The sequence below is a fragment of the Methylobacterium sp. NEAU K genome (assembly GCF_030700285.1).
Taxonomy (GTDB): domain Bacteria; phylum Pseudomonadota; class Alphaproteobacteria; order Rhizobiales; family Beijerinckiaceae; genus Methylobacterium.
Genome location: NZ_JAUYZJ010000020.1, coordinates 26,171 through 47,370 on the forward strand (window position 1 = coordinate 26,171; position 21,200 = coordinate 47,370).

The 21,200-nt window shown below is 67.1% G+C and carries 39 protein-coding genes; 7 read left to right on the forward strand and 32 right to left on the reverse strand.

Annotated features, from left to right (window positions below; all coding sequences use genetic code 11):
• Positions 1-172: 172 nt before the first annotated feature.
• The 8 genes from Q8W67_RS16580 to Q8W67_RS16615 all read right to left on the reverse strand — a co-directional run bounded on the left by Q8W67_RS16580 (position 173) and on the right by Q8W67_RS16615 (position 6,829).
• Positions 173-1,195: a hypothetical protein gene (locus Q8W67_RS16580; protein ID WP_305547472.1), complete on the reverse strand. Its 1,023-nt coding sequence runs from the start codon at positions 1,193-1,195 to the stop codon at positions 173-175.
• A gap of 60 nt (positions 1,196-1,255) precedes the next feature.
• Complete coding sequence (locus tag Q8W67_RS16585) at positions 1,256-3,343, reverse strand: portal protein (RefSeq protein ID WP_305547474.1); 2,088 nt, start codon at positions 3,341-3,343, stop codon at positions 1,256-1,258.
• A complete protein-coding gene (locus Q8W67_RS16590; protein WP_305547476.1) occupies positions 3,340-4,647 on the reverse strand; it encodes a PBSX family phage terminase large subunit in 1,308 nt (435 codons plus the stop codon). The genes Q8W67_RS16585 and Q8W67_RS16590 overlap by 4 nt, the downstream gene beginning before the upstream one ends.
• Positions 4,637-4,933, reverse strand: a complete 297-nt coding sequence (locus Q8W67_RS16595; protein WP_305547478.1) for a DUF5681 domain-containing protein — start codon at positions 4,931-4,933, stop codon at positions 4,637-4,639. The genes Q8W67_RS16590 and Q8W67_RS16595 overlap by 11 nt, the downstream gene beginning before the upstream one ends.
• Positions 4,934-4,962: 29 nt before the next feature.
• Positions 4,963-5,259 carry a hypothetical protein gene (locus Q8W67_RS16600; protein WP_305547480.1) on the reverse strand — a complete coding sequence of 99 codons (297 nt, stop codon included), beginning with the start codon at positions 5,257-5,259 and terminating at the stop codon, positions 4,963-4,965.
• A gap of 225 nt (positions 5,260-5,484) precedes the next feature.
• Positions 5,485-5,673, reverse strand: coding sequence for a hypothetical protein (locus Q8W67_RS16605; RefSeq protein ID WP_305547482.1), 189 nt, complete (start codon positions 5,671-5,673; stop codon positions 5,485-5,487).
• Positions 5,670-5,885, reverse strand: a complete 216-nt coding sequence (locus tag Q8W67_RS16610) for a hypothetical protein (protein ID WP_305547484.1) — start codon at positions 5,883-5,885, stop codon at positions 5,670-5,672. The genes Q8W67_RS16605 and Q8W67_RS16610 overlap by 4 nt, the downstream gene beginning before the upstream one ends.
• Positions 5,882-6,829, reverse strand: a complete 948-nt coding sequence (locus Q8W67_RS16615) for a site-specific integrase (protein ID WP_305547486.1) — start codon at positions 6,827-6,829, stop codon at positions 5,882-5,884. Before Q8W67_RS16615 ends, Q8W67_RS16610 begins: the two co-directional genes overlap by 4 nt.
• Positions 6,830-7,016: 187 nt before the next feature.
• Here Q8W67_RS16615 and Q8W67_RS16620 point away from each other — a divergent pair, with 187 nt between their 5' ends.
• Entirely contained in the window at positions 7,017-7,205 is a 189-nt protein-coding gene (locus Q8W67_RS16620) for a hypothetical protein (protein WP_305547488.1), read from the forward strand.
• A gap of 4 nt (positions 7,206-7,209) precedes the next feature.
• On the opposite strand, the gene Q8W67_RS16625 is transcribed toward Q8W67_RS16620, so the two are convergent.
• The 4 genes from Q8W67_RS16625 to Q8W67_RS16640 all read right to left on the reverse strand — a co-directional run bounded on the left by Q8W67_RS16625 (position 7,210) and on the right by Q8W67_RS16640 (position 9,858).
• Positions 7,210-7,467 (reverse strand): hypothetical protein, encoded by a 258-nt coding sequence (locus Q8W67_RS16625; RefSeq protein ID WP_305547490.1) that lies wholly within the window; start codon positions 7,465-7,467, stop codon positions 7,210-7,212.
• A gap of 257 nt (positions 7,468-7,724) precedes the next feature.
• Positions 7,725-8,702, reverse strand: coding sequence for a helix-turn-helix domain-containing protein (locus Q8W67_RS16630; RefSeq protein ID WP_305547492.1), 978 nt, complete (start codon positions 8,700-8,702; stop codon positions 7,725-7,727).
• Positions 8,703-8,745: 43 nt separating this feature from the next.
• Entirely contained in the window at positions 8,746-8,883 is a 138-nt protein-coding gene (locus Q8W67_RS16635; protein ID WP_305547494.1) for a hypothetical protein, read from the reverse strand.
• Positions 8,884-8,988: 105 nt separating this feature from the next.
• The gene (locus tag Q8W67_RS16640) at positions 8,989-9,858 is read right to left on the reverse strand and encodes a hypothetical protein (RefSeq protein WP_305547496.1); all 870 of its coding nucleotides are present in this window, start codon (positions 9,856-9,858) and stop codon (positions 8,989-8,991) included.
• A 273-nt stretch (positions 9,859-10,131) separates the two neighbouring features.
• Here Q8W67_RS16640 and Q8W67_RS16645 point away from each other — a divergent pair, with 273 nt between their 5' ends.
• Entirely contained in the window at positions 10,132-10,713 is a 582-nt protein-coding gene (locus tag Q8W67_RS16645) for a hypothetical protein (protein WP_305547498.1), read from the forward strand.
• Positions 10,714-10,733: 20 nt separating this feature from the next.
• Here the strand turns inward: Q8W67_RS16645 and Q8W67_RS16650 are convergent, their stop codons facing one another.
• The 18 genes from Q8W67_RS16650 to Q8W67_RS16735 form a co-directional block, all read right to left on the reverse strand.
• Complete coding sequence (locus Q8W67_RS16650) at positions 10,734-11,156, reverse strand: hypothetical protein (protein WP_305547636.1); 423 nt, start codon at positions 11,154-11,156, stop codon at positions 10,734-10,736.
• A 39-nt stretch (positions 11,157-11,195) separates the two neighbouring features.
• On the reverse strand, positions 11,196-11,399 hold the full coding sequence (locus tag Q8W67_RS16655; RefSeq protein ID WP_305547500.1) for a hypothetical protein: 204 nt from the start codon (positions 11,397-11,399) through the stop codon (positions 11,196-11,198).
• A gap of 22 nt (positions 11,400-11,421) precedes the next feature.
• Positions 11,422-11,667, reverse strand: a complete 246-nt coding sequence (locus Q8W67_RS16660) for a hypothetical protein (RefSeq protein WP_305547502.1) — start codon at positions 11,665-11,667, stop codon at positions 11,422-11,424.
• The gene (locus Q8W67_RS16665; RefSeq protein WP_305547504.1) at positions 11,664-12,296 is read right to left on the reverse strand and encodes a hypothetical protein; all 633 of its coding nucleotides are present in this window, start codon (positions 12,294-12,296) and stop codon (positions 11,664-11,666) included. Before Q8W67_RS16665 ends, Q8W67_RS16660 begins: the two co-directional genes overlap by 4 nt.
• Complete coding sequence (locus Q8W67_RS16670; RefSeq protein ID WP_305547506.1) at positions 12,229-13,080, reverse strand: hypothetical protein; 852 nt, start codon at positions 13,078-13,080, stop codon at positions 12,229-12,231. Before Q8W67_RS16670 ends, Q8W67_RS16665 begins: the two co-directional genes overlap by 68 nt.
• A 4-nt stretch (positions 13,081-13,084) precedes the next feature.
• Complete coding sequence (locus Q8W67_RS16675) at positions 13,085-13,702, reverse strand: class I SAM-dependent methyltransferase (RefSeq protein ID WP_305547508.1); 618 nt, start codon at positions 13,700-13,702, stop codon at positions 13,085-13,087.
• A complete protein-coding gene (locus Q8W67_RS16680) occupies positions 13,699-13,899 on the reverse strand; it encodes a hypothetical protein (protein WP_305547510.1) in 201 nt (66 codons plus the stop codon). Before Q8W67_RS16680 ends, Q8W67_RS16675 begins: the two co-directional genes overlap by 4 nt.
• Positions 13,896-14,354, reverse strand: coding sequence for a RusA family crossover junction endodeoxyribonuclease (locus Q8W67_RS16685; RefSeq protein ID WP_305547512.1), 459 nt, complete (start codon positions 14,352-14,354; stop codon positions 13,896-13,898). Before Q8W67_RS16685 ends, Q8W67_RS16680 begins: the two co-directional genes overlap by 4 nt.
• 15 nt (positions 14,355-14,369) lie before the next feature.
• Entirely contained in the window at positions 14,370-14,939 is a 570-nt protein-coding gene (locus tag Q8W67_RS16690) for a hypothetical protein (protein ID WP_305547514.1), read from the reverse strand.
• Positions 14,940-15,029: 90 nt separating this feature from the next.
• Positions 15,030-15,332 (reverse strand): hypothetical protein, encoded by a 303-nt coding sequence (locus tag Q8W67_RS16695; protein WP_305547516.1) that lies wholly within the window; start codon positions 15,330-15,332, stop codon positions 15,030-15,032.
• A 53-nt stretch (positions 15,333-15,385) separates the two neighbouring features.
• The gene (locus tag Q8W67_RS16700; protein WP_305547518.1) at positions 15,386-15,655 is read right to left on the reverse strand and encodes a hypothetical protein; all 270 of its coding nucleotides are present in this window, start codon (positions 15,653-15,655) and stop codon (positions 15,386-15,388) included.
• A 21-nt stretch (positions 15,656-15,676) separates the two neighbouring features.
• Positions 15,677-15,976, reverse strand: coding sequence for a hypothetical protein (locus Q8W67_RS16705; RefSeq protein WP_305547638.1), 300 nt, complete (start codon positions 15,974-15,976; stop codon positions 15,677-15,679).
• Positions 15,977-15,978: 2 nt separating this feature from the next.
• Positions 15,979-16,284 (reverse strand): Gp49 family protein, encoded by a 306-nt coding sequence (locus Q8W67_RS16710; protein ID WP_305547520.1) that lies wholly within the window; start codon positions 16,282-16,284, stop codon positions 15,979-15,981.
• A gap of 2 nt (positions 16,285-16,286) precedes the next feature.
• On the reverse strand, positions 16,287-16,763 hold the full coding sequence (locus Q8W67_RS16715) for a hypothetical protein (RefSeq protein ID WP_305547522.1): 477 nt from the start codon (positions 16,761-16,763) through the stop codon (positions 16,287-16,289).
• A gap of 446 nt (positions 16,764-17,209) precedes the next feature.
• Positions 17,210-17,719 carry a hypothetical protein gene (locus Q8W67_RS16720; protein WP_305547524.1) on the reverse strand — a complete coding sequence of 170 codons (510 nt, stop codon included), beginning with the start codon at positions 17,717-17,719 and terminating at the stop codon, positions 17,210-17,212.
• Entirely contained in the window at positions 17,716-17,877 is a 162-nt protein-coding gene (locus tag Q8W67_RS16725) for a hypothetical protein (RefSeq protein ID WP_305547526.1), read from the reverse strand. Before Q8W67_RS16725 ends, Q8W67_RS16720 begins: the two co-directional genes overlap by 4 nt.
• Complete coding sequence (locus tag Q8W67_RS16730; protein ID WP_305547528.1) at positions 17,877-18,152, reverse strand: hypothetical protein; 276 nt, start codon at positions 18,150-18,152, stop codon at positions 17,877-17,879. Before Q8W67_RS16730 ends, Q8W67_RS16725 begins: the two co-directional genes overlap by 1 nt.
• Entirely contained in the window at positions 18,152-18,514 is a 363-nt protein-coding gene (locus tag Q8W67_RS16735) for a hypothetical protein (RefSeq protein WP_305547530.1), read from the reverse strand. The genes Q8W67_RS16730 and Q8W67_RS16735 overlap by 1 nt, the downstream gene beginning before the upstream one ends.
• On the opposite strand from Q8W67_RS16735, the gene Q8W67_RS16740 reads away from it, so the two are divergent.
• Positions 18,504-19,004: a DUF4145 domain-containing protein gene (locus tag Q8W67_RS16740; protein ID WP_305547532.1), complete on the forward strand. Its 501-nt coding sequence runs from the start codon at positions 18,504-18,506 to the stop codon at positions 19,002-19,004. The two genes, Q8W67_RS16735 and Q8W67_RS16740, sit on opposite strands and share 11 nt — an antisense overlap.
• 17 nt (positions 19,005-19,021) lie before the next feature.
• Here the strand turns inward: Q8W67_RS16740 and Q8W67_RS16745 are convergent, their stop codons facing one another.
• The gene (locus Q8W67_RS16745; RefSeq protein WP_305547534.1) at positions 19,022-19,264 is read right to left on the reverse strand and encodes a YdaS family helix-turn-helix protein; all 243 of its coding nucleotides are present in this window, start codon (positions 19,262-19,264) and stop codon (positions 19,022-19,024) included.
• An 83-nt stretch (positions 19,265-19,347) separates the two neighbouring features.
• Here Q8W67_RS16745 and Q8W67_RS16750 point away from each other — a divergent pair, with 83 nt between their 5' ends.
• Positions 19,348-20,037, forward strand: a complete 690-nt coding sequence (locus tag Q8W67_RS16750; RefSeq protein WP_305547536.1) for a helix-turn-helix domain-containing protein — start codon at positions 19,348-19,350, stop codon at positions 20,035-20,037.
• Here the strand turns inward: Q8W67_RS16750 and Q8W67_RS16755 are convergent.
• The gene (locus Q8W67_RS16755; RefSeq protein ID WP_305547538.1) at positions 20,034-20,291 is read right to left on the reverse strand and encodes a hypothetical protein; all 258 of its coding nucleotides are present in this window, start codon (positions 20,289-20,291) and stop codon (positions 20,034-20,036) included. The genes Q8W67_RS16750 and Q8W67_RS16755 overlap by 4 nt on opposite strands.
• A gap of 184 nt (positions 20,292-20,475) precedes the next feature.
• Here Q8W67_RS16755 and Q8W67_RS16760 point away from each other — a divergent pair, with 184 nt between their 5' ends.
• Genes Q8W67_RS16760 through Q8W67_RS16770 form a run of 3 tightly spaced genes read left to right on the forward strand, consistent with a single transcriptional unit; the run spans position 20,476 to position 21,198 of the window.
• Positions 20,476-20,637: a hypothetical protein gene (locus Q8W67_RS16760; RefSeq protein WP_305547540.1), complete on the forward strand. Its 162-nt coding sequence runs from the start codon at positions 20,476-20,478 to the stop codon at positions 20,635-20,637.
• A gap of 1 nt (position 20,638) precedes the next feature.
• Positions 20,639-20,884: a helix-turn-helix domain-containing protein gene (locus tag Q8W67_RS16765; protein WP_305547542.1), complete on the forward strand. Its 246-nt coding sequence runs from the start codon at positions 20,639-20,641 to the stop codon at positions 20,882-20,884.
• 2 nt (positions 20,885-20,886) lie between these two features.
• Entirely contained in the window at positions 20,887-21,198 is a 312-nt protein-coding gene (locus Q8W67_RS16770) for a hypothetical protein (RefSeq protein ID WP_305547544.1), read from the forward strand.
• Positions 21,199-21,200 lie beyond the last annotated feature (2 nt).

Below are 21,200 nucleotides of genomic sequence, written 5' to 3' on the forward strand. Positions count from 1 at the left end.
AAGCGCCCCGCCCGGAGGTAGGGTGCGGCGCGAGGCCGGTCGGAAACTGGGGGATGTGCGAGACGGGGCTATCGGGCCCGCACGTCACGCGACATTGGCGATATCCGGCCTTTCGGCCGTCGGGTCAACTGGAAAGGCGCGGCGCGCGAGCGGACCCGCGCGCCGCGTCGGATCAGCCCTCGGCGCCCATCAGCTTGTCGAGCTTGCGCGGATTCTTCAGCGCGAAGGCCTCGAACTCCGCCTCGCTCATGTTCATCAGCGTCTCGAAGGTCACCTCGCCGGCCGGCGCACCACCAGCGGCTGAGAGCGACTTGCCCGGGCCCGCCTGGCCAGCGGCGACGCGCTCGGCCTTCTGCGCCGCGCTCTCGACGGGTGCAGCCGGCGCAGCGGGCGGCTCCGGAGCCTTCGGGGCGAACCCGCGGGCCTTGGCGATCGCGAAGATGCGCTCGGCCGGGGAGACGCCCTGCTGGCGGGCCTGGATCGCGATCTGAAGCTCGTCGTTGCCGAGCGCCTGCCGGATCTGAGCCTCGGGCACGCCCATCGCGGCATACTCGGCCCGGCGGGTCTCGATCACGTACTTGAACGCGTCCGCGAAGGTCGGCTCGGCCTGGGCGAAGCGGTTCACGTCGGCGTGGTAGTCACGGACGACCTCGGCCACCTCACGCTCCTGGCGCTGGCGGGTGGTCTCCTGCGTGACCGTGCCCTCCAGCTTGGCGAGCTTCTCCTCCAGGTGCTTCGCGTAGCCGAAGATGTCCTCCTCGGGGTTCGGCACCTTCGGCGGCTCTGCTGCCGGCTGTGCGGCCGCGGGAGCCTGCGCGCGCGCGGCCTCAGTCAGGAGGCGCAGGCGCTCGTCGCCACGAGCGTACTTCTCGCGGAGGTCGGTCAGCTCCTTCTCGACGGCCTTCCGGCGCTCGCGCTCCTCGTGGAAGGCACCGTGCGGGACGAACTTGCCCTTCTCGTCGCGGGCCTGGAGGCTCGGGTCGATCTCGGCGCCTGCACCTTCACCAGCAGCCTCACCGGCCTCGCCAGCGGGCGCAGCAGCCTCACCACCGGCCGGAGCACCGTCGGGCGCCTCTACGGCGGCCGCAGCCGTGGACGGACCATCCTCGCCCCGCTCATACGCCTCGAAGGCGGCCTGCTCTTCGGGAGTGAAGGATTCACCGCCCTCGCTGGTGGCGAGATCGTTGTCGGTCATGCTGTCCTCGTGACGTGATGGAGACGGAAGCCGACGTGCGCCATCGGCGGGCGGAAGGGGTCAGAAGCCGGGCCGGGCCGGGTACTGCTCGGGGCCGGCCGCAGGGGCCGGGAGCGCAGGCATCGCGCCCGGGGGCGGTGTCATCCCGAGCGGCGTCGGCTGCGGTTGAGGCTGTTGCGGCTGCGGCGCCGGCGCGAGGCCCTGCGCCTGCAGCTCGCGATGGTGACCGTGCGCAATCTCCAGACCGCGGCCGATCGTGTCGACCTGGTCGTAGGTGCCAAGCGCCTGCTGGTGGCCAGCCTGCGCCCGCTTCAGGGCCGCACCCGCGCTCATCTCCTCTATCTTGGTGATCGCCGTCTGCACGGCGATCTGCTTCTGCTGCTGCACCTGCGGATCCTGGCTCTGCTGGGCGAGCAGCTCGCGCATCTTGGCGACGAAGGAATCCGGGAACGGCGAGTAGGGTAGCACCTCGAGCAGGACCTGCGGGGTGATCATGTCCTTGATGATCGGCAGCACCGACACGAAGGTCGCCCAGACGACCTGCTGCTGGTTCGGCGAGGAAGGCGCCTCGTCGATCACCACGTCGAAGTCGCCCGCGGTTTGGTCGCGGATGAGCGGGATCATCTGCTGGCCTGCCTGCCCCGTCACACGCACCAAGCGGCCGTCCGAGAGGTAGGTCTGGATGAAGTAGAGCCGCACCCGCCCGATGTGCTTGCGGGCCCGGCGCAGCGCGTTGAACACCGTGGCGAGGATGTTCATGGCCGCCTGCTTGCGCTGGTGCTCCAGCACGCCGGCTTGGTCGTTCTGCTGCTGGCCGAGCAGCTCCATGTTGACGCCCGAGGAGTCACGGATGGAGGTGATCGCGAACTCCATCAGCTGCCAGTGCCCGGTCGGCAGCTGCGGCAGCGGCTTCTCCTTCATGCCGCCCTGGGTCAGCGCGCCCGGGTTCAGCCACGTCACGGCGCCGGGCTTGGCGTAGGTCGCCTCGAACTGGCGCGTGTCCTTGACCGCGCTCGTCTCCATGAACACACCGCCCTTGGCTTGGCGGTTGAGCATGTCGAGCGTCTGGGAGAGCCACTTGTTGGCGAAGCGCTGCGGATCGCGCATCGGGCGCACGATCCCGAACCACGCGCCCTTGTTCTGGTCGCGGTCGCCCGTGAGCACCGCGTACGAGATCCGATCGCCAGCCGGGGCCGGGCCCTCCTCCAGCACGGCCGCGCCCAGGAACGCGCGCCGGTAGACACGCTTGATCTGGTGGAACACCCGCACCGGCGGCATGCCAAGTGCCGCAGCGCGCTCGACCGCGACCTTCGCCTTGGCCGGATCCATCTCGACCGGCTCACCCTTCTGCGGGTCGATCACCATCGCGACCCGGGCGCGCTCCCACCACTGGCACTCGACGATGGTCACGCGCTGCGTGCCGCCGTCCGAGGCCTCCGGGCGGTCCATCCGGTGCTCGCCGGGCAGGATCTCGCGGTGCGGCTCCTCGCCGTCGCGATCCTCCGCCCAGGCGGCATCGAGGTCGGCCGGGTCGGCATCCGGGAACAGACCCTCGGCCTCGGCCCGGTCCATCGACTTCGCCCGGAACACACGCCGCGCGTCCGACAGCCCGCGCTTGGTCGCGGTGTGGTCCCAGAAGAACTCCAGCGGGTTCACCCGGTCCTCGACATAGTCGCCGTCCGGGTTGGTCTCGTAGTCCAGCCGCTGCTCGATCACGCCGACGCCGCAGATCACGGCATCCACGAACGCGTCCGACTCCTCGTCCTCCGCGTCAGCCTCGTCGGCGAGGTAGCGGGAGGCCTCCGTGAGTACCTCGTTCAGTGCGGCGTCACCGATCTGACGCGGCAGGTACTGGATGTCCTGGCGGGTGTTCACCTCGGAGCCGGCGACCGCCTTGATGACCGGCAGGATGCGGTTGAAGGTGATCGGCGGCCGGCCCTGCTCCTTCAGCACGGCCTCGTCGGCGGGCGACCACTGGTGGCCTGCCACGAAGTCGAAGTCCTCACGCGCCTCGCGCCGCCACGTCGCCGAGGCGTCCCGGTCCGCGCGGTACCAGGTCTTCAGCTTACGCAGCAGCGCCTCGCGGTCGAGCTGCGCCTCCTCGTCTGGCGAGAGCGCACCCTCGTCCGACGCATCGGTGTCGGTCATTGCGCCCATCCGGTGCCTTCAGAATTCTCGTCGCGCTCGCGGCGGCGACGGCGCGCGTAGCGGTCGTTCGGTGCGTCGACCGGCCGATCGTCAGCCCGGGGCTCGGCGATTGCGACGGCGAAGTAGCGGAAGGCGTCGGCCGCGTGGCTCGCCCAGTCGTGCAGTGGGTTCTTCGAGAAGGCCTGCGTGTTCGGGTCGACGTCATAGCGGTAGTTCCGCAGCGCCTGCAGGCCGTCCGCGCAGGCATCCGCGTCGAACCAGCACCGCGCGAACAGCTGGCGCGCCGCGTCGATGCCCGCCGCCACGGTCAGCTTCGGCGTAATCCGGACGTGATGCCCGGCCGCCCACATCTGCTGCTCGATCGTCCGCTCGGAGGCGAGCAGCTCGTTCCGCGCGTCGTGCGGCAACCAGTGCTCGCCGTACGCGAAGCCGCGCTCGGCCTTCCGGGCCGTCAGCACGTCGAGGTAGTGCTGAAGCGCGAAACCGCGGTTCTCGTAGAAGTCGATCAGCCGGAACTCGAAGCCGACGAGCTGGGCGAACCAGATGCTGGTTTTGTCGGCCCGGCCCAGATCCCAAAACGTGTGCACCGACTTAACCGGGTCGTGAGGCACCTTGCCGAAGCGACCGGCCCGCGTCGCGGCCAGGATCTCGTGAGTGTAGATCGCGCCGTCGAGGACCTGCTTGCAGTGGCCGCCCCAGACCGTCTCGTAGGCCACGGGGTCGCGCGCCTTCAGGTCGAGCGCCTCCTGCCGGAGCACCTCCGGGAACCAGGGGTTGTCCTCCCAGCCGATTTTCACGACCCGCGCGCCGGTCGGCGGGTGCTTCACGAACCGCTGGTAGGTCTCGTCCTCCTCCAGCTCCGTGTTGAAGCTGATCCAGATCTCCGAGCATTCCTTGCGGATGGTCGGCACCAGCACGTCCCAGCTGGTCTTCGAGACGGTGCGGGCTTCTTCCACCCAGCAGATGTCGACGCCTTCGGTCGACTTCACCGAGGCGACGTTGTGCCGGAGACCCTTGAAGATGAACTCGGTGCCGTTCGCGCCGAGGATCCGCTTCTCCTGGACGTCGTAGAAGCCGTGCAGGCCGAGGAGATCGATCTGCTGCGCGAACAGCGCGTGCGCCGACTCCGCGATGCTGTTCTGGAACTCGCGCGCGGCGAGCACCCGGAGCGGACGCTGTGCCCCCTGGATCAGGAGCGCACGGCCGAAGCCCCAGGACTTGGCGCCGCCGCGGCCGCCATAGGCGATCTTGTAGCGCGCCGGCTCGAACAGGAAGGCGAGCTTCTCCGGAAACTCAACCTGCATCGGGCGTCTGCCCGGGCCGGATGAAGGTCACTGTCATGCCGGTCGGGATCGGCCCGCCCTCGCCGTCGCCGTCGATGGGCTGGGTCGGCTTGCCGTAACCGCGGTCGAGGATGGCGTTCGCCGCTGCGACGCGGGCCGCCTCGCTCTCGCCGGCTGTCGCGATTTGAACGAGAACCTCCAGGGCAGCCTCGGTGTGTGCGCGGGCGAGATCGCGCACCTTCGCGGAGGCCTTTGGCCGGCCGCTCGGATTGCCGGACTGGCCGGGCTGAAAAGGGGTGCCGATCATGCTGTTTGGATGCTGTTAGCAGCGTGCGATCAGGCGCCCGCCAGGCCCACGACAGCGACGCACCGCGCCGACAGCGTGCGGCCGCGCGGGGCATCACCGAAGCGTTCGATCAGGCCGGCGTGACCCTGACAGGCGAACTGCCCGACCCAACGGCGCTTCGAGACCGGCAGCAGGCGGCAGTCGGCGCCACGGCAGGCGCGCACCTCGATGCGGTAGCCGACGGTCTCGGCATGCGCCGGACGGTCGAACACCCAGACCCAGGCCCAGCCGGCGACCAGCACCAGAAGGATGCCGGCGACGTGCCGGATGCCGACGAGGCCGCCCATCAGTGCACCGTGCGCGACAGTGGGAAGACGTAGGCGACCGGCCGACGGCGCGGGCGCAGGGCTGCCGCGGCGATGCCGGCGAGCAGGATGGCGGCGCAGACGCGGGCCATCAGTGCTTGAACCCCTCGGCGTAGATGTACGCGAGGAAGAAGGCGCCACCGGCTAGCGCGGCGAGCACGAAGAGCGTGCCGAGGACGACCCCGACGACGGCGAGAACACCCATAGTCACTTCCCTTGGTGGACGCCGAAGCACCGCAGCGCCTCGTCGTAGGAGAGCTTCGCGACTGGCGTGGACGGCGCGCCGAGGAAGGCAGTGCCGGCACAGAGCTCGCGCTCACCGCGATGGACGACGAGCGGCTCCAGCTCGGCCGGCTTGGCGCCGAGCAGCCACCGGAGCAGGAGGCGCTTCATCATGGCCGCGCGTTCCACATCGCCATGGAGCGGCGGACCTCGAACTCGCCGGCCCGGGCCTCGTCGTACGGAGTTTCGACGGGCAGGCGGGCCGGGCCACCCAGCTGGCCCTTGCGGCGCAGGTGATCGCCGTAGGCCTGGGCCGCCGGGTCGCGCTGCGCATGGCGAAGCGCCCGCTCAGCGTCGGCCGCGGTGAAGTCGGGGCGTGCTGTCAAAGGAACCGCTTTCCAGCGTGGTCGTCGAACGCCCGGGCGCGCCGGTCGTATTTCTGGAGCGTCGTCACCGCGGTGTGCCGGGTGACGTGCATGACCTTCAGGACGTCGGCCCCGGCGGCGAGCGCCGAGGTGACGAAGCCAGCCCGCAGCGAGTGGCCCGAGAACAGCGAGGCATCGAGGCCCGCCGCCGCGGCGTGCCGCTTCACGATGTCCGCCACGGATCGATCGGTGAGGCGCTCGGCCGAGACCGCGCCGCCTTTGCAGACGGACCGGAACACCGGGCCCGACGTGATGGCCGCCGCCTTCAGCCAAGCGTCCAGCGCCTCGCACGGCTTGAGCCTGGCGCCGCGCGGGACGGCGATCTCCTGGCCCGCGCCCTCCTGGTCCGTCTTCGAGCGGCGGACGTGGACGATGATGCCGTCCGGCACGCGCTCCAGGTCGGCGACGTCGAGTGCCACCAGCTCGGAGCGGCGCAGCGCGGCGGCGAAGCCGAGCAGGATCAGCGCGCGGTCCCGCAGGCCTGCCGGCCCGTCCGGAATTTTGCGCAGCATCTTCCGGAGGGTCTCGGCCGTGACCGGCGCCTTCCGGGTCTGACGGGTTCCGAGCGCCCGGCGGGCGCCGCGGATCGTGGCCTTCACCGCCTCCGATGCGGCCGGGTTGTCAAAGCCGCCGGCCCGATGCGCCGCGGCGATCGCCGCCACGTGCAGGTCGATGGTAGCAGGCTTCCGGCCATTGTCCGCGAGGTGGGCGACGTAGATCGCCACCGTGGTAGGGCTCGCCGGCAGCGTGTCGACTTGCCCTGCGGCCCAGCTCACGAACACGCGGAACGCCGAGATGTAGGCCGCCTGGGTCCGGTCCGACCGGGACGCGCTGGCGTAGGCCTTCGCCCGGTCGAGCGAGAGCGACAGGTCTGCCGGCGCGACCGGCACCGGCAGAGAATCCATGATCCAACCTAAGTTGAACGGAAGACCGCAGATCCAACTAAATGGCGGTCAGCGTTGAATAAGCGGCCCGACAGAGAGGCCGCGGATCACTTCCGACAAGAAAAGTTAGCGGAAGCGGTCTTGCGCCGTTGGTCGCTCGATCACAGACTGAAGAGGCGGGCGCTTTTGGACTCGAACGGAGATCAACATGACCCTGAAGCAGGCTCTTGCGGCGCCCATCGGCACCGTCATCACCCACACGGGCCGGAACGACCGATTGTTCACTGACCTTTGCGCTGCCGGCTACTTCCAGATTAGTGGCGTCGCCGACCGACAGTTCACCTTCCAGCGGATGAGCGGACCGCTCGCTCCGATGCCCGGTTGCCGTACCTTCTGATCCCTTAAGCCGCGCGGGCTTGTTTGGCCCGCGCGCGCCGGGCGACGGTGAACGACACACCCTTCGTGCTCTCGCCGCGGATGCCGAACGAGCGCTTCTCGACGATGCCGATCAGCGGCCGCAGCTGGCGGATCAGCGACCGGATGCGCCGGCAGTGATGATCGCGCGCGGCAAGGTCGACGTCCTGGCGCCCGGTCGCGCGGAGGCGGCAGAGCGCGAGGCTCTCCTCTTCGATCGCGGTGACGATAGCGTGGGCGCTCATTGGGGACCGATCATGACATGGAACACCACCCCCGTTTCGAAGGGCAACGCCTAAGCTGTTGAGCGGGTTCGTTGAAGTGGATGGCGGCGCTGTCCCGGGATCGAACCAGACTGCGGACGCGACCGGACTCGAACCAGCCATTACCGCACCTGCCCAGCGCCTCACCAGACATGCAAACGCCCGGCGGCCTCTCAGCCCCGGGCGTGCGTCTCGCGACTTGAACGAAATGCCGGGTTTTGCCCGTCGGGTCAAGGCAATCAATCTGCAGGCAGCGTCGACATGAGCCGCCCCAACTCCCGGGAATCAATTTGGAGGTGGTCTTCCGAAGCCTCAACGTTCTCGCAGCCATATCTATAATCAAAACCCATGTACCAAGCTTGACTTTCGACGGTACAAATCTTCGGATTGGCTGTATTTGGCCATTCAAACTTAAGTTCGACGCGCATGACGGCTCGCCTCTGACCGGGGTGGATATCCGACAACACCGAACCAGAATAGACAGTCCATGTACCTTCATAGATCGGTTTTCCGGAAAATGCTTGATGTACTCCCATCACGCCGGATTGGCGCCCGATCATCAGATACGGGCTCTTTGCAGTTATACTAGCAATGTTCCGCAAAAACAGAACAATAATACCTACAAGAGGCCTGCCATTGCCGTCCATCATGGAGCCTTGATACTCAATCTCAAGACTTAGCTTCGGGGCGGAAACCCGCTTGAAAGCATCCTCAATATCGTAATGCTCCATCTCGAAAAAGCTGTCGCCGGCACGTTTAAAGTATTGTTTTTGCCCGCTCGCTTCGGAGCGATGAGGCCGTCGTTCTGAGCGTTCGATGTACATCAGCAGGTAGCCTGATCCAGCCGCTGTCGCCGAAGGCACCGCATGCAAATGGATGCCATCGTGACGCGGTTGGAGCAGCTGGCCGACCAGAGTGGTGGCCTCCGACAAGAACAGCTCGATTTGAGCTATTGGAGCGGCGGGCGCTTGAGCGCAATCAACTCCGTCGTGGCCCTTCTCCGCGTTCACGCCCCAGACCAGCAAGCCTCCGGCTGAGTTCGCGAACCCAGATACCGCCTTGGCAAGGATCTTCTTATCGTTGCCGTCGAACGAACCCCGGCGTGGATCGCCTTTCTGCTTGAAGTCGAGCTGGACGCCCTCCTGCATCCGCGCATCAATGAGGCGAAGAATGCCAGCTTCGCCCTCGTGAATCAGCCGATCGTAAAGTTCGCGCATGGGCGTCTCCCTGCGTCCATGCTCGTCCATCCCTCCGCCCCTGTCACGGGTCCGGCCGGTACGGTCGTCGCCAGGCCGCGTAGAACGCCTCGTCCCGCACCCACGTCTCCTGGACCGTCACCGTCGAGTCGAGCACCTGCTTCCAGAACCGGTGCGCCGAGGCCGTGCGTGCAGACAGCATCCGGTCCGCAGCGAAGCGGTTCAGCCGCTCGTACCGGATGCGAGGACGCTTAACGCGCCGATACCCAATCGGGGTCAGATCGCGAGATGGCCGGAACACACGCTGTCAGCTCTCCCCACCCACCCGGTATCGCGCTGCCACGATGTCCCTCACCCGACCGCGCCCGGCAACCGCCCGCTGCACGTCCGCCCTGGCCTGCGGAGCGTAGCGGGCCTCCTCGGCGCCCCAGTATTGCCCCTGGCCGCCCGGGACGACCCGCCCGCGCTCGTCTGTCTCCTCGCCGGTCTTCTCGCCCTGGAAGAACCGCTCCTGGACGTTCTCGACGCCCTCGGCCGCGAAGTCCTCGTCGAGGTTCTCCATCAGGATCCGGAAGTGCTCCGCGATGTAGGCCGTGCCGCGGTCGCCGCCCTTGCCGCGGGCCTCGGCGAACTGCGCGAAGGTCTGCCGGCCAGTGAGCACCTCGTGGAGGAATCGGGCGCCGGGGGCGCCGACGGCGCGGATCACCTTGTCCTTCAGCTTCGCCACCAGCCGGGCGTCGTCGATCGCGTAGATGACCGACAACTCGTGCGCGATGGTCATGTCCTTCGAGCCTCGGACCCCGAAGTCCATCGAGCCGAGCCGGGCACCAGACGCCCGCTCGAAGATCGCCTGGACCTGGCGTCCGACCTCGTACTGCGAGACCGTGAGCCGCCCGTGCGAGCGCTCCATCTCGAGCACGTCGACCCGGCGGTTGACCGAGGCCATCGTGCGCTTGCCGGCCGACCAGGGATCGTCGACCGCCACGGCAGCTGTCTCGACCGGGCCGCGCTTACCGCGCGCAGGCTTCGACAGGGTGCTTCTCGGATCGAAGGCGAGGCTGTGGTCGTATCGGTCGCCTCGGGGATCCCGGCGCCGTTCCGGCTTCGCGATGCGCTGGTGGGTGTGGATGGCCGGCGAACCGGCGAGGGTAACGGCCTTGGTCCGGTTCGCTGTCACAGACTGCCCCTTAAGCTGGCCGGCGTGCGGCGCCGATCCGCGACACCTTATCTGCGTCCCGTTTTTGGACACACGCAAGCCCGTTCTCTGCGGCTCCGTGATGAAGTTCCGATAGGCACACCGTCTCCGAACGAAGCGAGTTCTTGTACTGCTTTCGTTGCTCCATACCAGCCAAATGTGTCATCCAGGCAATATATCGCGCATTGCAGCTGTTCGTATATTATCATTCGGATCCTGTTGATTCTTTGTATTGATTTAAAACGGAGAATACGAATGGATGGCCAAGCGACCGATAAGTTGCACTTGTGGCCAGCCGAATTTACGTGGCCTATCGGTTTGGCTTTGGATATCGGCAATGTATTAATGATCGCCGTGACGTCTGTTGCTGTTTATGTAGCATGGAGAACGTGGTCTCACGAGAAGGAAAAGGACAGAAATGAATTTATAAAACTTCGTCAGCAAGAACTAAATGCAAGAAAATTAGAACAAGAATCTTCATCCAAGCGCTTATACATGGATTATATGCTGCTTTCGTTTAATAACCCAAAATTTTCAGTCGGAAGATATGACGATAAAGATGAGGTTGAAGTAGCAAGATACGATACTTATCTTTCGATCGTTTTCTGGAGTCTGGATGAATATTTACAAACAGAAAACGATAAATTCTGCGAGTACGTTCTCGAGGGCGAAGCGACGACTCATTACGAATATGTTCGAAAGTGGCTTCACAAGGAAATGGCCGCCGAAGGTTACAGAGACGGGTACAGCGCGAAATTTCTTAATATCCTCGATCGAACGATCAAGAAAATTGAAGACGATAAACAGCGAGACGAGGCCCAGTCTCCCGAGCAGTGATCATAAAAGCATGGTCGCTGCTATCGGGAATTTCGTTCGTTCCAGGCGTTCGCGAGCCGCTCGCAGGCGCGCTTCCGGCGCCGGTCGAAGGTGCGCCGCCAGATCCCGACCTCGTTGCAGTAATCCGTTACGGTGCCCCCGGGAACGTCCCGCAGCAGCCGGAGCCGCCGGTGGCGCTTTATCCGCCGCCGCGCCGTGGCCCGGGCCCAGGTGAGCAGCGCGATCCGCTCCTCGCTGCCGCGCCCAAGGACCTCGCCCGAGAACACGACCCAATCAAACGTCGCCCGCATCTCCTCCGGATCGTTCGGCTGCAGCCTGTTCGGCCGGACGCTGAAGATGCCCGAGCTGGTGAAGGCCATGAACGCAGCCACCAGCCACCGCTCGACGTCGTGGCAGGTCATCGCCGGCGCAGGCAGGTCTCGTCCAGGGATACGCTGCACCATCACGCGTGCCGGTGATCCCGGCGGTTCTCCTGCCTCGCTCTAACGCGCCTGAGGCGCTCCCAGACCGTCCCCGAACTTCGGCGAGCAGGACCAGCGCACGGTCGTGTACCAGCCGCCCAGGCGCTTCTCGGCCTGCCTGCCGGCTTCCTCGCACGCCGCGGACGTGCCGTACTCCGCGGTTGCCATCGTCATGCCGGTCGAGGTCGAGGCCGTCGCGAGGTAGATGATCAGGATCGTCGCCATGGGCTCCTCTCGGCTGGTGGATTCACGCGGCCTGCCCGACCGCCGAATTCGGCGCCGCGACCATCGCCTCGACAGCCGCCCGGCACTCCAGATCGCCGCACGACCACAGGCCGTCCGAGCGCCCGCGGAGCACGCCGAAGCCGAACGAGGCGCCGAACACCCCGCAGGCGGCGCAGCTGCGCTCAGCCGGGCGGTTGGCCTTCTCCTCAGCCGCCTTCCGCGCCGCCTCGCGCTGGCGCAGCTCGGCCTTCCAGAGGTCCGGCCTCACGGCGCGCCTCCCGTGTGTCCATGCCGAGAGTCGATGCGCGCGATCAGGCGGCCGATCTCCGGCCCGCGGCCAGCCTCCCGGAGGCGCGCAAGGTCCTCGTGCAGCTTCGCCTCGTGCGCCCTGGCGATCTCGGCTGGCGTCTCGGGCCGGTGCCGCCTGGGCTCGGCCTGCCGCATGCGCTGGAGATGCGCCTCCGCGGCCCGGGCGACCTCATCGCGCTGGGCCGCCGTCGGCACGTCGTAGACCTCGGCATCGAGCACGCGGCGGAGGTGCAGCAGTCGCGTCCTGAGCGGGATGAGACCCTCGCGGACCTCGGCCGCGAACTCGGCCGGCGACGGGCGGAATCGCTTCGACCAGGGCCGCAGCGTCTGGCCGGACCGGAACCGCTCGGCCGCGGCGTGAATCGCCGCCAGCGGCAGGGCCTTCAGCGCCGACACATATTCCCCGACTAGCACCTCGTTCTCGTCGTCGCCGCGCCCGCGCCCCTGCTCGAATCCCAGGAGCACCCGGGTCACGACCGTGTCGACATGGGCGGGATTCGAGGAGGCGGACAGCTCAGCGTTAAGCCGCTCGGCGACTGCGGAGAGCTGCTGCCGCTCGGTGGTCGAGACCGCCCTGTCCCGCCGCACGCAGTAGCGGGTCGGAAGGACGGGATGGACCTCCAGCCTGCCATGCAGTGCCGAGATCCTCGCCTCGACTTGGGCCGGCGTCAGGGTCGTTCGCGTCGATGGAAGGCGGTTCGACATCGTAGGCTCCCGTCAGGGATTCGGCACGTTGGCGGATGAGGCGAGCGGCGAGGCCGGTCGGTGTGGGCTGGAAGGGGCGGCCGCGGTCAGGGCGACGGCCCAACGCCTCGCGACGGGCCTGGAGGCGCCGGTCGACCCAGCTCGAGAAATCTGCCAGCTCGCGTCCGTCCGCCTCCTCGATGAGGCCGAGCACCACCATCGCCTCGTCGTGGGCGATCGCCAGCCAGTGGCCGATCAGGGCGCGCGCTGAGTGCTGGGACCGGCCGGTGTTGGCGCAGATCAGCGCGATGCCCCGGGTCATCAGCACCCGGCGGACGCTCAGGCCCTCGACACCCTCGACCGCGCCAGCGCCGCCAGCCTGCCCGACGTCGTCGGCCGACCCGTCAGGGTCGGAACCGGGGGTTGGGGAGGGGTTAAGGGGTGGGGGTGGAGGTGCAGGAGGAGGGGGCGGACCATCCGGGGAGGGGACGGGGGGTAACGTGCCGTCCGCGGTGTCACGTGACTTCACGTGACGCGTGCGTCCCTGGCGGACCCGGTCGGAGATCCGGCGCTTCTCGATCGCCTCGACGGCGACCTGCGCGCGGGCAAGCTCCATAGCGACGCGCTGGAGCAGCTCGGGATCAAGGCCGGCGCGGGCCAGATCGGCGATGAGGGTTGGATCGCTCATCGGCCTACTCCGCCGCCATAGGCATGGGACCGGGCGCGTGATCGGCCTCGGTGAAGTCCTCCCAGGACATGCGGCTGAGCTGCGTCGGGCCGCGGTGGGAGACGTCCCAGACGAACCACGCGAAGGCCATGTTCGAGGAGGCCTTCGGTCCCTCCCAGCCGTCCCGGTGCATCATCGGCAGGCGCTTGCGGAAGCAATACACCCGGGCCAGCGTGCCGGTGTCGAGGATAGAGCCGCGTGAGATGCTCTCGTAGAACGAGAACCGCAGCAGCATCATGACCCGCGGGCAAAGCCGCACCGCCTGCTCCACGAAGGCGCGCGCGTCCTTGTAGGGCGGGTTCGTGAGGATGCAGTCGATGCCCTCAGGCACCTCCTCGAACTTCAGGAAGTCGAGGCCCGAGACCTGCCCCTTCCAGCCATAGTCGACGAGGTCGGTGGCCAGGACCTCATGGCCGGCCGCGCAGAGCTCGCGCACGATGGCGCCGGGCCCGCAGGCCGGCTCCCAGATCCGCTGCGGCAGCCACTCGATCGCCATCAGCGCGCGCACGGCCACGGCCGGCGTCTCGTAGAGGTCGTTCCCACGCTCCGAGAGCGCGTGCGCCTTGTTCTCGCGGTGGCTCACGCGGCAGCCCTCCGCCGAACCGAGGGGAGCATCTGCGCCGGCACCAGCATCACGCCGCGATCCAGGCGCGGCGTCAGCTCCGAGCCGTCCGGGTGGAAGGCCCGCTCGCAGACGCGCATGGATTCGGCCGCGTCGAGCGCGTCGCCATAGGTGCCGCGGAACAGGGCGCGGCCAGACTGGAGGAGTAGCCATGTCATGCCGCCGCCCTCACGGCTTGCAGCTCTAGGGCCGTGACCTGGATCACCAGCTCCGGCGTCTCGCCGTAGAATTTGCGGACGACGCCATCGACCACGGAGGCGTCATCCGCCCAGACGACGTGGTTCAGCGCGTCGATGACCTTGGCGATGTTGTCCCAGTCGGGCTTCGTCGTGGGCCGCAGGCGGCGCTCTATGGCGTCCTGCCGCTTGCGCTTCGACCAGCTTGCCGGGATCGGCATGGTGGCGAAGATCCGGACCTCCAGCGGTCCGGCGAGGAGGGGGCGCCCGCGCATGACGGCGCCGGCTGCGAGGCGCAGGGCGCTCTCGTAGGCCTCGGTCTTCTGATCGGGATGAGAGTGGATGCGCGCCAGTCCTCCCCGATGGACGAGCTGCGCACGGTGCCGGCCCTTCCCGCGAGGGGCTCCGGGCAGGCGGATGATGACGGTATCGGACACCGCGCGCCTCCAGGCTCAAGCGTCTGCGGGTTCGCGCGAGCGGCGAGTCCGGGTGACGCGGGCGGGCGGCTCCGGCAGCGGTGACCGGTCGGCCTCGTCCTCGCCCTCCTCGGCTTCCGGAACCTCGCCGTCCTCATCATCTCCGTCCTGCGCGATCACGCCGTCTTCGTCGGCGATCGGCAGCTCGGGCTGATCCTTGTCGGCGAGCGCGTCGGCACGCTGGCCGAAGAAGACGCCCGGCTCGGCGAGCACGAGCACCGCAGGCTTCGTGATATCGTCGACCGACCCGGAGGCACCGACCTCAAGCTTGAGGCCGTCCTTGACCGTCCATTTGCCGGTCGAGACCACCAATTGGTCGAAGCCTTGATGGGCCACGACCCTGATGGCTTCGCGCACGGTTCGGCCAGCCACGTCGTCGGCGCGGCCGATCATGGTCCGCTGTTCGTGCTCGGACATCTTGGTCCAGCACGGCATTTGGCGGCAGATGTTGTCGAGGATCCGGTCGCGGATATCGCCGCGCAAAGTCTCTATGCCGAGTTCAACGGCCGCTTCGGCTTGCGCAACTGCGTCTGTTGTGGCTTCCATTGCTATCTCCATGGATGGGCACCACGCCCATTCTCTTCAGACCGCCCGGCACCCGCTCCCACAGCAGGCCGGGCGGTTTTCGTTTCGGGGTCACACCGCCGACTGCTGCTCGGCTGGCGCCTGCTGGATGCCGCTGGCCTGCGCTGCGGCCTCGGCGGTGGCGGCGGTGCTCACTGCAGCAGCAGCGACGGCCGGAGCCGCGCCCTCGATCGTCGAGAGGATGTCCGCGATGGACGTCGTGTCGGCCTGGACGTTCGTGCCGTGCACGGCCTCAAGGGCGGCGACCCGCGCGGCGAGCGCCGGGACCGTGTCGGTGATCGCCTTCAGCCCGTATGCGATCTGGGCCATGTCGCCGGCCATGCGCTTGATGAGGGTGGCGTCGTTCTCGGTCATGCTCGGATCCTTCAGCAGGGTATCGAGGGCGGCTCTCAGGCGACGGACGGCGCCTAAGAGCCGGGTTGCAAAGGGGCAGCGGCCCCCGTGCTGGTGGACGCTGGCTCGGGGATCCCGAGCGCAGCGCGAAGGGTGGCTATCTCGGCGCTGATCGCGTCGCGCTCGGACCGCGCGGTGAGCAGCTCCTCGCGGATCGGCTGCACGGCAGTTTCGATCTCGACGTCGACGTGCGCCTCGATGGCGTTGACAGCGCTGCTCGCGCCGGCGAGCGACGAGCCGCGGATCGAGGACAAGAAGTGCAGGACGGGCGTGAGCAGACGCATGGTCTCTCCTGGGTCTGGAGGTCAGAGGTGAGGGCGGTTGCCCGGCAGGCGCGGGTCGCGGCCGTCGCGGCGGGGCACGAGCGGCGCCTCGACGACGGGCGAACGTTCGCCGAGCGGAGCGTGGAACTGCTGCTGCGCGGGCGCCGAGGTGGCCGTCTTCTCGGCGAGCATCTCTGCCATCCGCTCGGCCCACACGAGCAGCGTGATCAGCCCGTTCCGAACCAGCACGTTCGCCGTGGTCGTCGGAACGTGCTTCTCGACGCCCTGGCGCAGGACGCTGAGATGCTGGGGTAGGGAGATGACGAAGGCGCCGTCGGACATGGTCACGCCGCCGCCAGCCGCTCGCGGAGCAGGTAGCCTTCCAGCTCCCAAATTCGCTCGCGGGCATTTCGGTGCGCGATCTGCTCGCCGATGCTCGGATCGAAGTTCTCGGGCGAGGCAGCCGCGCTGGTGCCGGTGACGATGAAGCCGTTGCGCAGCGTGAGCGCGCAGACGGTCAGGGTCGTGCCCGGGAACACGTGGTAGGCCGCGCTCACGATGCGGCTGTCGATGTGATCGGGCGTCAGGCGGGGCGCGTTGAGCCCCTTTGCCTGCAGCTCGTCTTCCAGCTTGGTCTCGTCGCTCGACATGTTCACTCCCCCTCGCTCGCGGCCCGCCACAGCGGCAGGTCCGTCAGGTCCGCCGAAGCCCGCAGGCTCGGCACACACGGTGCAGCATCCGGCCCGACCAGTGCGGGTGCGGGCGACCGTCCTGCACGGCGCGCAGCCGTTCCTTCAGGCGTGCGGCCTGCCGCGCGAAGAACAGCCTCACCCGCAACCACCGCAGGGTGAGCAGTCCCGGCGACGGCGGAGGTGAGCTGGACTTCATGAGCGAGCCTCCTGAGTTGCCGCTCTCGTTCGGCGGCGTGGGCGGCCTCGATCCGAGCCAGGATGTGCGAGGCGATTTCCTTGGGCGGCCGGTACCGGAGCGCCCACAGCTTCCCGAATGGGACTGCCGCGCGCGTCGCGATCCGGCGCATGGCGTTGGCCGTGTCGCCGGGACCGCGCGTCTCGAAGCGCAGCAGATCGTCGAAGGCGGTGCGCGCCCTCATCACGTCAGCGTTCGACATTTGCGATTTCCGCAAAGACCTTTTGCACATGGGCAAATCCGTCCGTGGTTACTTTCGACCACGGACGGAGGGAGCCGACATGCAGAGGGAGTGCTTGAGGGTACGCACGGCACACAGCGCGACCGCCAGCTTGCAGGCAGGGACGGGCGCGCAGGGAGAGGGACGACCCGGCCGAGGGTCCGAGATTGCGATGGTCTCGGCCGGATCGCTCGCTGGCGGGAGGCGTGAGCCTGCGACCGCTGCGATGGGGAATGAGGGACGCCTGCCCGCCGTTGTCGAAACGGAGGAAAAGGTGCGGGCAGGCGATCGGCCGGTGAAGCCCGACACGATGGGAGAAAGCTGTGCGCAAGTCAGCAATCGTTGGTAACGACGAAGCCTTGCCGAGCGCGATACTGTCCTCCGGGACGAGAACTGCGGGGCGAGCCATGTGCACGCACATCGACATTTCAGGCACGCCTCTTCAGACGCGCCAAGCCACGGCCAACGCGCTCGCGAAGCGAGGCGGCGTTGTCCTGGCCGACAACGACAACCACCGCAGGATTGGGCAGACGGTCGGCCGCCACCGCCTCGACCGGCACGAAGCTGAGACCACGATCCATGGCCTCCGCCATGCGGATGAGGTCGGCGAACCGCGAGCGGTGGCGCAGGATCGCCATCAATTCGGCGTCCTGGGCTTCGGCCTGGAGGTGCTGCGCGGCGTATTCCAGGTCGAGTGCCTGCTGCGCCGTCTCGGCAGCCGCGCCGGTGTCCGGGTGTTCGCCGCGCTCAACCTCGACGGCGAGACGCGCCGCTAGGATCGCGAACGCAGCCGCCGCGCGGCGGCAGGAACAACCGAGGGCGAGCAAGTTCTTGGCGTCGGTCACGGTGGGCTCCAGGCAGGAGACCGCCACCGAGGCCATTGCCTCGACGCTGGCAGCGGCATGGGCACGCGGCGAAAGGCGAGGGGCGGCGCTCACTGGAGCGCTCCGCAGACGATCAGCCCGGCGCCGACAGCGAGGCCGACGTGGCTTGCGCGGCGGATCAGGGCTTCACCAGCACCACCAGAGATCAGGGCGCGCCCGAAGGTGCAGCTCACGACGATCCATGCGCCGAGGAGGAGGGATGCGAGACCCATCAGTGCCGGCCCTCCACATCGGGGAGCAGCCGCGCGTCCTCGGTCGCCTCGTCGACGCTGCACATCGTGCCGGCGACCGGCGTCCCATCCTCGCGCGTGGCCCGGAACTGCACCGCGAAGGGCTCGCCCCAGCCACAGGGCCGGCCGAATACCGGCGCTCGCTCGACGGCGATGCCGTGAAAGCCAAGGTCCTTCAGCGTCGAGCGGGCGGCGACCTCGTCGGCCTCGCAGGAGGCCAGAGCGAGTGTGACGAGAAGGGTGAGGGCGCAGCGCATCAGGCCATGCCCTGTTCGGCCGGCCGGATGAGCGTGAGCCGGGAAGCGAGCACAGCGAAAAGCGCGTCGCGCTTGTCGTCCGGCGTGCTCCAATACACGCTCATCAGCGCGTTCAGACGCTCTGTCGGCGACCCGCTCGCCAGCGCTTCCCGCACTCGAAGTTCAGCAGCGGCCATGTCGGCCGCAGATTGAGGCTGCTCAGACATGGCTACCTTCGCAAGTGTTTGCCCCCACTGCGAGACGAAGATCGCAATGGAAATTCTTGGGATCAGCCGAACACGACACGGACCGGAAGCCTTGTTCGTGTTCTGCACGGCATGCGGGATGCCAAGCGTAGCGCTCGTAATGTCGATGACGGACAACTTGTCTACTTTCGCGCTGCACGGCGGCTCGCAGGCGATCAACAACAAGTGCCAGAACCTCGGAATGACCTATCCACCGAGCGCGGTCAGCTCGGCCCCCGATCACGTTCCGGAGAAAGTTGCGCGGGTCTACGTCCAGGCCGAGGAGGCCGAGAAACGAAATCACCTCGACACGGCTGCAATGGGTTATCGCAAAACCATCGACATCGGGCTGAAGGCTTTCGCGCCGGACGTGAGGGGCGATTTCGGCCCGCGTATCAACAAGCTTGCCGAAGATGGTAAGCTTCCGCCGGCTCTCAAGGATTGGTGCCACCAAGTACGGCTTCTGGGAAATGAGGGAACGCACGAGCTGGACGAGCCAGCAGCCGAGGACGTGGCAGATCTTGCCGGGTTCACGCAGTCCGTTCTCGAATACCTCTTTACGATGCCGAAACGCGTCGAGGACCGGAAAGCTGCCGCCGCCGCCGCCGCCGCCAAGGCCAAGCGCTAAGCTGTGATCGGCGCCCATCACGCGGCCGCTCCCTCGACGGGAACACCGTTCTCGCCGGGGATCCGGAAGAACTCGGGGCAGAGAAGGCGTCGGCTGATGCCGCACGCCTTCTCGATCCGCACGGCGAGGTTGGGTGAACATCGCCCGACCTGCTTCGCCTTGTTGATGGCCGCTTGAGAGACCCCGCAGGCCTTCGCCAGCTTGGCTTCCGATCCGCGGTCTCGGATCGCGGCTTCGATGAGGGGGCGAACGTCCGACATGGCGCGGAATATGATCGGTTTGGTTGTTGGTTGTCAACAACCAGAAAAACCGAGCGGTTCCACAACCAAAGTTGTAGCTTGCAATGATGACGTGGCACGATCGGATCCGAGAGGCGCGCGAGGCCAAGGGCCTAGGGCAGAAGGCCCTCGGCAACCTTGTCGGCGTGTCTCAGGCCGCCATCGGCAAAATCGAGAACCACAAGGTTCAGACAACCGAGATCCTGGGCAAGCTGTGCGAGGCCCTCGGCATTGATCCGGCTACGATGCCGGAAGAGGCTTTCGGGAACGCGAGGCCGCCGCAAAGGCGAGCGCCACAGCCAGCAATCGCGCTGCCGGAATACGCGCGCGATCCGGCTTACTGGGCTGCTGCCGCTGGTCTTGTCGGAGACGTGCCGCTCTATGCGTCGGCCGAAGGCGGGGAGGGCTCTCTAATCATTGAGCGCGAGCCGATCGGCAGCGTACCTCGCCCACCTTCGCTGCAAGGTGTTCGCGACGGTTACGCGCTTTATCTGACTGGCGAGTCGATGGTGCCTGAGTTCGAGCCGGGAGATACCCTGTTCGTGAACCCGCGATTGCCAGTTTTATCCGACACATCGTGCGCGTTCTTCAGCTCCAAAGCAGAGGAACCGCTTGCTCTGGTCAAGCGGTTCCTCGGGGCTACTGATACGACCTGGCGAGTGCGGCAGTTTAATCCTGCGGAGGAATTCTTGCTAGACCGCCAGGAGTGGTCGGTGCGCCACCGGATCGTGTCCAAAAATTTCCGCAAGGGCTAGAACGGCAAATCGTCGTCTGGCATCTCGCCGTAGCTGCACACGACCTCAGGCTCTTCAAATTCGCCGGTCTCCGGATTCCCGGTGCGCGCCAAGACAACCACGGCTGATTTCCGCTCCGACATACGCTCGGCCATTCGAAGCGCTAGGCCCTTCGTTCCCGCCTCCAGGGGCAGATCCATTCGGATGCCCCGACGATCGCGCGTAAAACCCTGCACCACATAGTACGTTTTCTGGCCGGCTGGCTCAGGCTTCATCGCTTCCTCCGGTTGTCCCGGGATCAGATGTTCTGTTTATGTTCTAGTCGGAGTCAACGTCGGTTTTCGGCCTGGCCCTGTGGACAACAACCAAACACCGCGCTTGGTAGCGTGGTAGTTGACAACCAACAACCACGGTTATACCGTCCCTCCATCGCCTCCCGACGAGCCGATGGAGCCCCAGATGCTCACCGCCTACCTCGACAATCTCCAGGACGCTTCGGCCACGGTGGTGGTCGCACACTGCCTGCTTGCCTCTCTCACCATCGGCGTCGCCCCGTTCGTGCTGGCGTTCATCGTCCAGCACGTGGCCGCCGTCTGCGCCTCTCAGCAGGGAGGCCGCTGACATGGCCGGCAAGCCCGCGACTGCCGTGGACGTCCGTATCGGCGAGCGCATCAGCGCCGCCCGGATCCGCGCTCGCCTCACCCAGCGCACGGTCGCGGCAGCGATCGGCATCTCGACCGCCCAGCTCCAGAAGTACGAGAAGGGCACGAACCGCATCATCGCCATCGCGCTGAGCATCGTCGCCCAGCAGACCGGAACGCCAATCGAATACTTCTTCGACGGCGCGCACGAAGCGAAGGCCGCCTGACCATGGCCTCGCAGCACCTCTGCTGGGTCCCGGACCCGCGCGATCCCGACGCTGACGAGTGCCTATGCGCTCGATTCACGGTCTCGCGCTTCGGTACGCACCCGCATGGCTACGCCGAGCACTTCGACCCGGGCTCCGGCCCGGAGTTCGAGATCACCTCCGTCGTCACCGAGCGCCACGAGCTCGTCGAGCTGACCGATGAGCAGCACGAGGCTGTCGAGGTCGCGATCCTGGACCGCTTCAGCTTCCTTGAAGCGAAGCGTGAGGAGCGCGAGCGAGTCGCATATTACTGGCGCGACGAGGAGGCAGCCTGATC

What these genes read in the sequence shown, in the direction of transcription:
- Q8W67_RS16630 (WP_305547492.1), bottom strand. Translation starts at nt 8,702, where the DNA reads ATGCGCGAACTTTACGATCGGCTGATTCACGAGGGCGAAGCTGGCATT.
- Q8W67_RS16650 (WP_305547636.1), bottom strand. Translation starts at nt 11,156, where the DNA reads ATGGTGCAGCGTATCCCTGGACGAGACCTGCCTGCGCCGGCGATGACC.
- Q8W67_RS16625 (WP_305547490.1), bottom strand. Translation starts at nt 7,467, where the DNA reads ATGAGCGCCCACGCTATCGTCACCGCGATCGAAGAGGAGAGCCTCGCG.
- Q8W67_RS16715 (WP_305547522.1), bottom strand. Translation starts at nt 16,763, where the DNA reads ATGTCGAACGCTGACGTGATGAGGGCGCGCACCGCCTTCGACGATCTG.
- Q8W67_RS16615 (WP_305547486.1), bottom strand. Translation starts at nt 6,829, where the DNA reads ATGGATTCTCTGCCGGTGCCGGTCGCGCCGGCAGACCTGTCGCTCTCG.
- Q8W67_RS16655 (WP_305547500.1), bottom strand. Translation starts at nt 11,399, where the DNA reads ATGGCGACGATCCTGATCATCTACCTCGCGACGGCCTCGACCTCGACC.
- Q8W67_RS16695 (WP_305547516.1), bottom strand. Translation starts at nt 15,332, where the DNA reads ATGACCGAGAACGACGCCACCCTCATCAAGCGCATGGCCGGCGACATG.
- Q8W67_RS16730 (WP_305547528.1), bottom strand. Translation starts at nt 18,152, where the DNA reads ATGCGCTGCGCCCTCACCCTTCTCGTCACACTCGCTCTGGCCTCCTGC.
- Q8W67_RS16605 (WP_305547482.1), bottom strand. Translation starts at nt 5,673, where the DNA reads ATGATGAAGCGCCTCCTGCTCCGGTGGCTGCTCGGCGCCAAGCCGGCC.
- Q8W67_RS16700 (WP_305547518.1), bottom strand. Translation starts at nt 15,655, where the DNA reads ATGCGTCTGCTCACGCCCGTCCTGCACTTCTTGTCCTCGATCCGCGGC.
- Q8W67_RS16770 (WP_305547544.1), top strand. Translation starts at nt 20,887, where the DNA reads ATGGCCTCGCAGCACCTCTGCTGGGTCCCGGACCCGCGCGATCCCGAC.
- Q8W67_RS16680 (WP_305547510.1), bottom strand. Translation starts at nt 13,899, where the DNA reads ATGACATGGCTACTCCTCCAGTCTGGCCGCGCCCTGTTCCGCGGCACC.
- Q8W67_RS16690 (WP_305547514.1), bottom strand. Translation starts at nt 14,939, where the DNA reads ATGGAAGCCACAACAGACGCAGTTGCGCAAGCCGAAGCGGCCGTTGAA.
- Q8W67_RS16750 (WP_305547536.1), top strand. Translation starts at nt 19,348, where the DNA reads ATGATGACGTGGCACGATCGGATCCGAGAGGCGCGCGAGGCCAAGGGC.
- Q8W67_RS16595 (WP_305547478.1), bottom strand. Translation starts at nt 4,933, where the DNA reads ATGATCGGCACCCCTTTTCAGCCCGGCCAGTCCGGCAATCCGAGCGGC.
- Q8W67_RS16705 (WP_305547638.1), bottom strand. Translation starts at nt 15,976, where the DNA reads ATGTCCGACGGCGCCTTCGTCATCTCCCTACCCCAGCATCTCAGCGTC.
- Q8W67_RS16755 (WP_305547538.1), bottom strand. Translation starts at nt 20,291, where the DNA reads ATGAAGCCTGAGCCAGCCGGCCAGAAAACGTACTATGTGGTGCAGGGT.
- Q8W67_RS16645 (WP_305547498.1), top strand. Translation starts at nt 10,132, where the DNA reads ATGGATGGCCAAGCGACCGATAAGTTGCACTTGTGGCCAGCCGAATTT.
- Q8W67_RS16580 (WP_305547472.1), bottom strand. Translation starts at nt 1,195, where the DNA reads ATGACCGACAACGATCTCGCCACCAGCGAGGGCGGTGAATCCTTCACT.
- Q8W67_RS16710 (WP_305547520.1), bottom strand. Translation starts at nt 16,284, where the DNA reads ATGTCGAGCGACGAGACCAAGCTGGAAGACGAGCTGCAGGCAAAGGGG.
- Q8W67_RS16635 (WP_305547494.1), bottom strand. Translation starts at nt 8,883, where the DNA reads ATGCTGTCTGCACGCACGGCCTCGGCGCACCGGTTCTGGAAGCAGGTG.
- Q8W67_RS16600 (WP_305547480.1), bottom strand. Translation starts at nt 5,259, where the DNA reads ATGGGCGGCCTCGTCGGCATCCGGCACGTCGCCGGCATCCTTCTGGTG.
- Q8W67_RS16745 (WP_305547534.1), bottom strand. Translation starts at nt 19,264, where the DNA reads ATGTCGGACGTTCGCCCCCTCATCGAAGCCGCGATCCGAGACCGCGGA.
- Q8W67_RS16585 (WP_305547474.1), bottom strand. Translation starts at nt 3,343, where the DNA reads ATGACCGACACCGATGCGTCGGACGAGGGTGCGCTCTCGCCAGACGAG.
- Q8W67_RS16670 (WP_305547506.1), bottom strand. Translation starts at nt 13,080, where the DNA reads ATGAGCGATCCAACCCTCATCGCCGATCTGGCCCGCGCCGGCCTTGAT.
- Q8W67_RS16765 (WP_305547542.1), top strand. Translation starts at nt 20,639, where the DNA reads ATGGCCGGCAAGCCCGCGACTGCCGTGGACGTCCGTATCGGCGAGCGC.
- Q8W67_RS16725 (WP_305547526.1), bottom strand. Translation starts at nt 17,877, where the DNA reads ATGGGTCTCGCATCCCTCCTCCTCGGCGCATGGATCGTCGTGAGCTGC.
- Q8W67_RS16620 (WP_305547488.1), top strand. Translation starts at nt 7,017, where the DNA reads ATGACCCTGAAGCAGGCTCTTGCGGCGCCCATCGGCACCGTCATCACC.
- Q8W67_RS16590 (WP_305547476.1), bottom strand. Translation starts at nt 4,647, where the DNA reads ATGCAGGTTGAGTTTCCGGAGAAGCTCGCCTTCCTGTTCGAGCCGGCG.
- Q8W67_RS16740 (WP_305547532.1), top strand. Translation starts at nt 18,504, where the DNA reads ATGACGGACAACTTGTCTACTTTCGCGCTGCACGGCGGCTCGCAGGCG.
- Q8W67_RS16760 (WP_305547540.1), top strand. Translation starts at nt 20,476, where the DNA reads ATGCTCACCGCCTACCTCGACAATCTCCAGGACGCTTCGGCCACGGTG.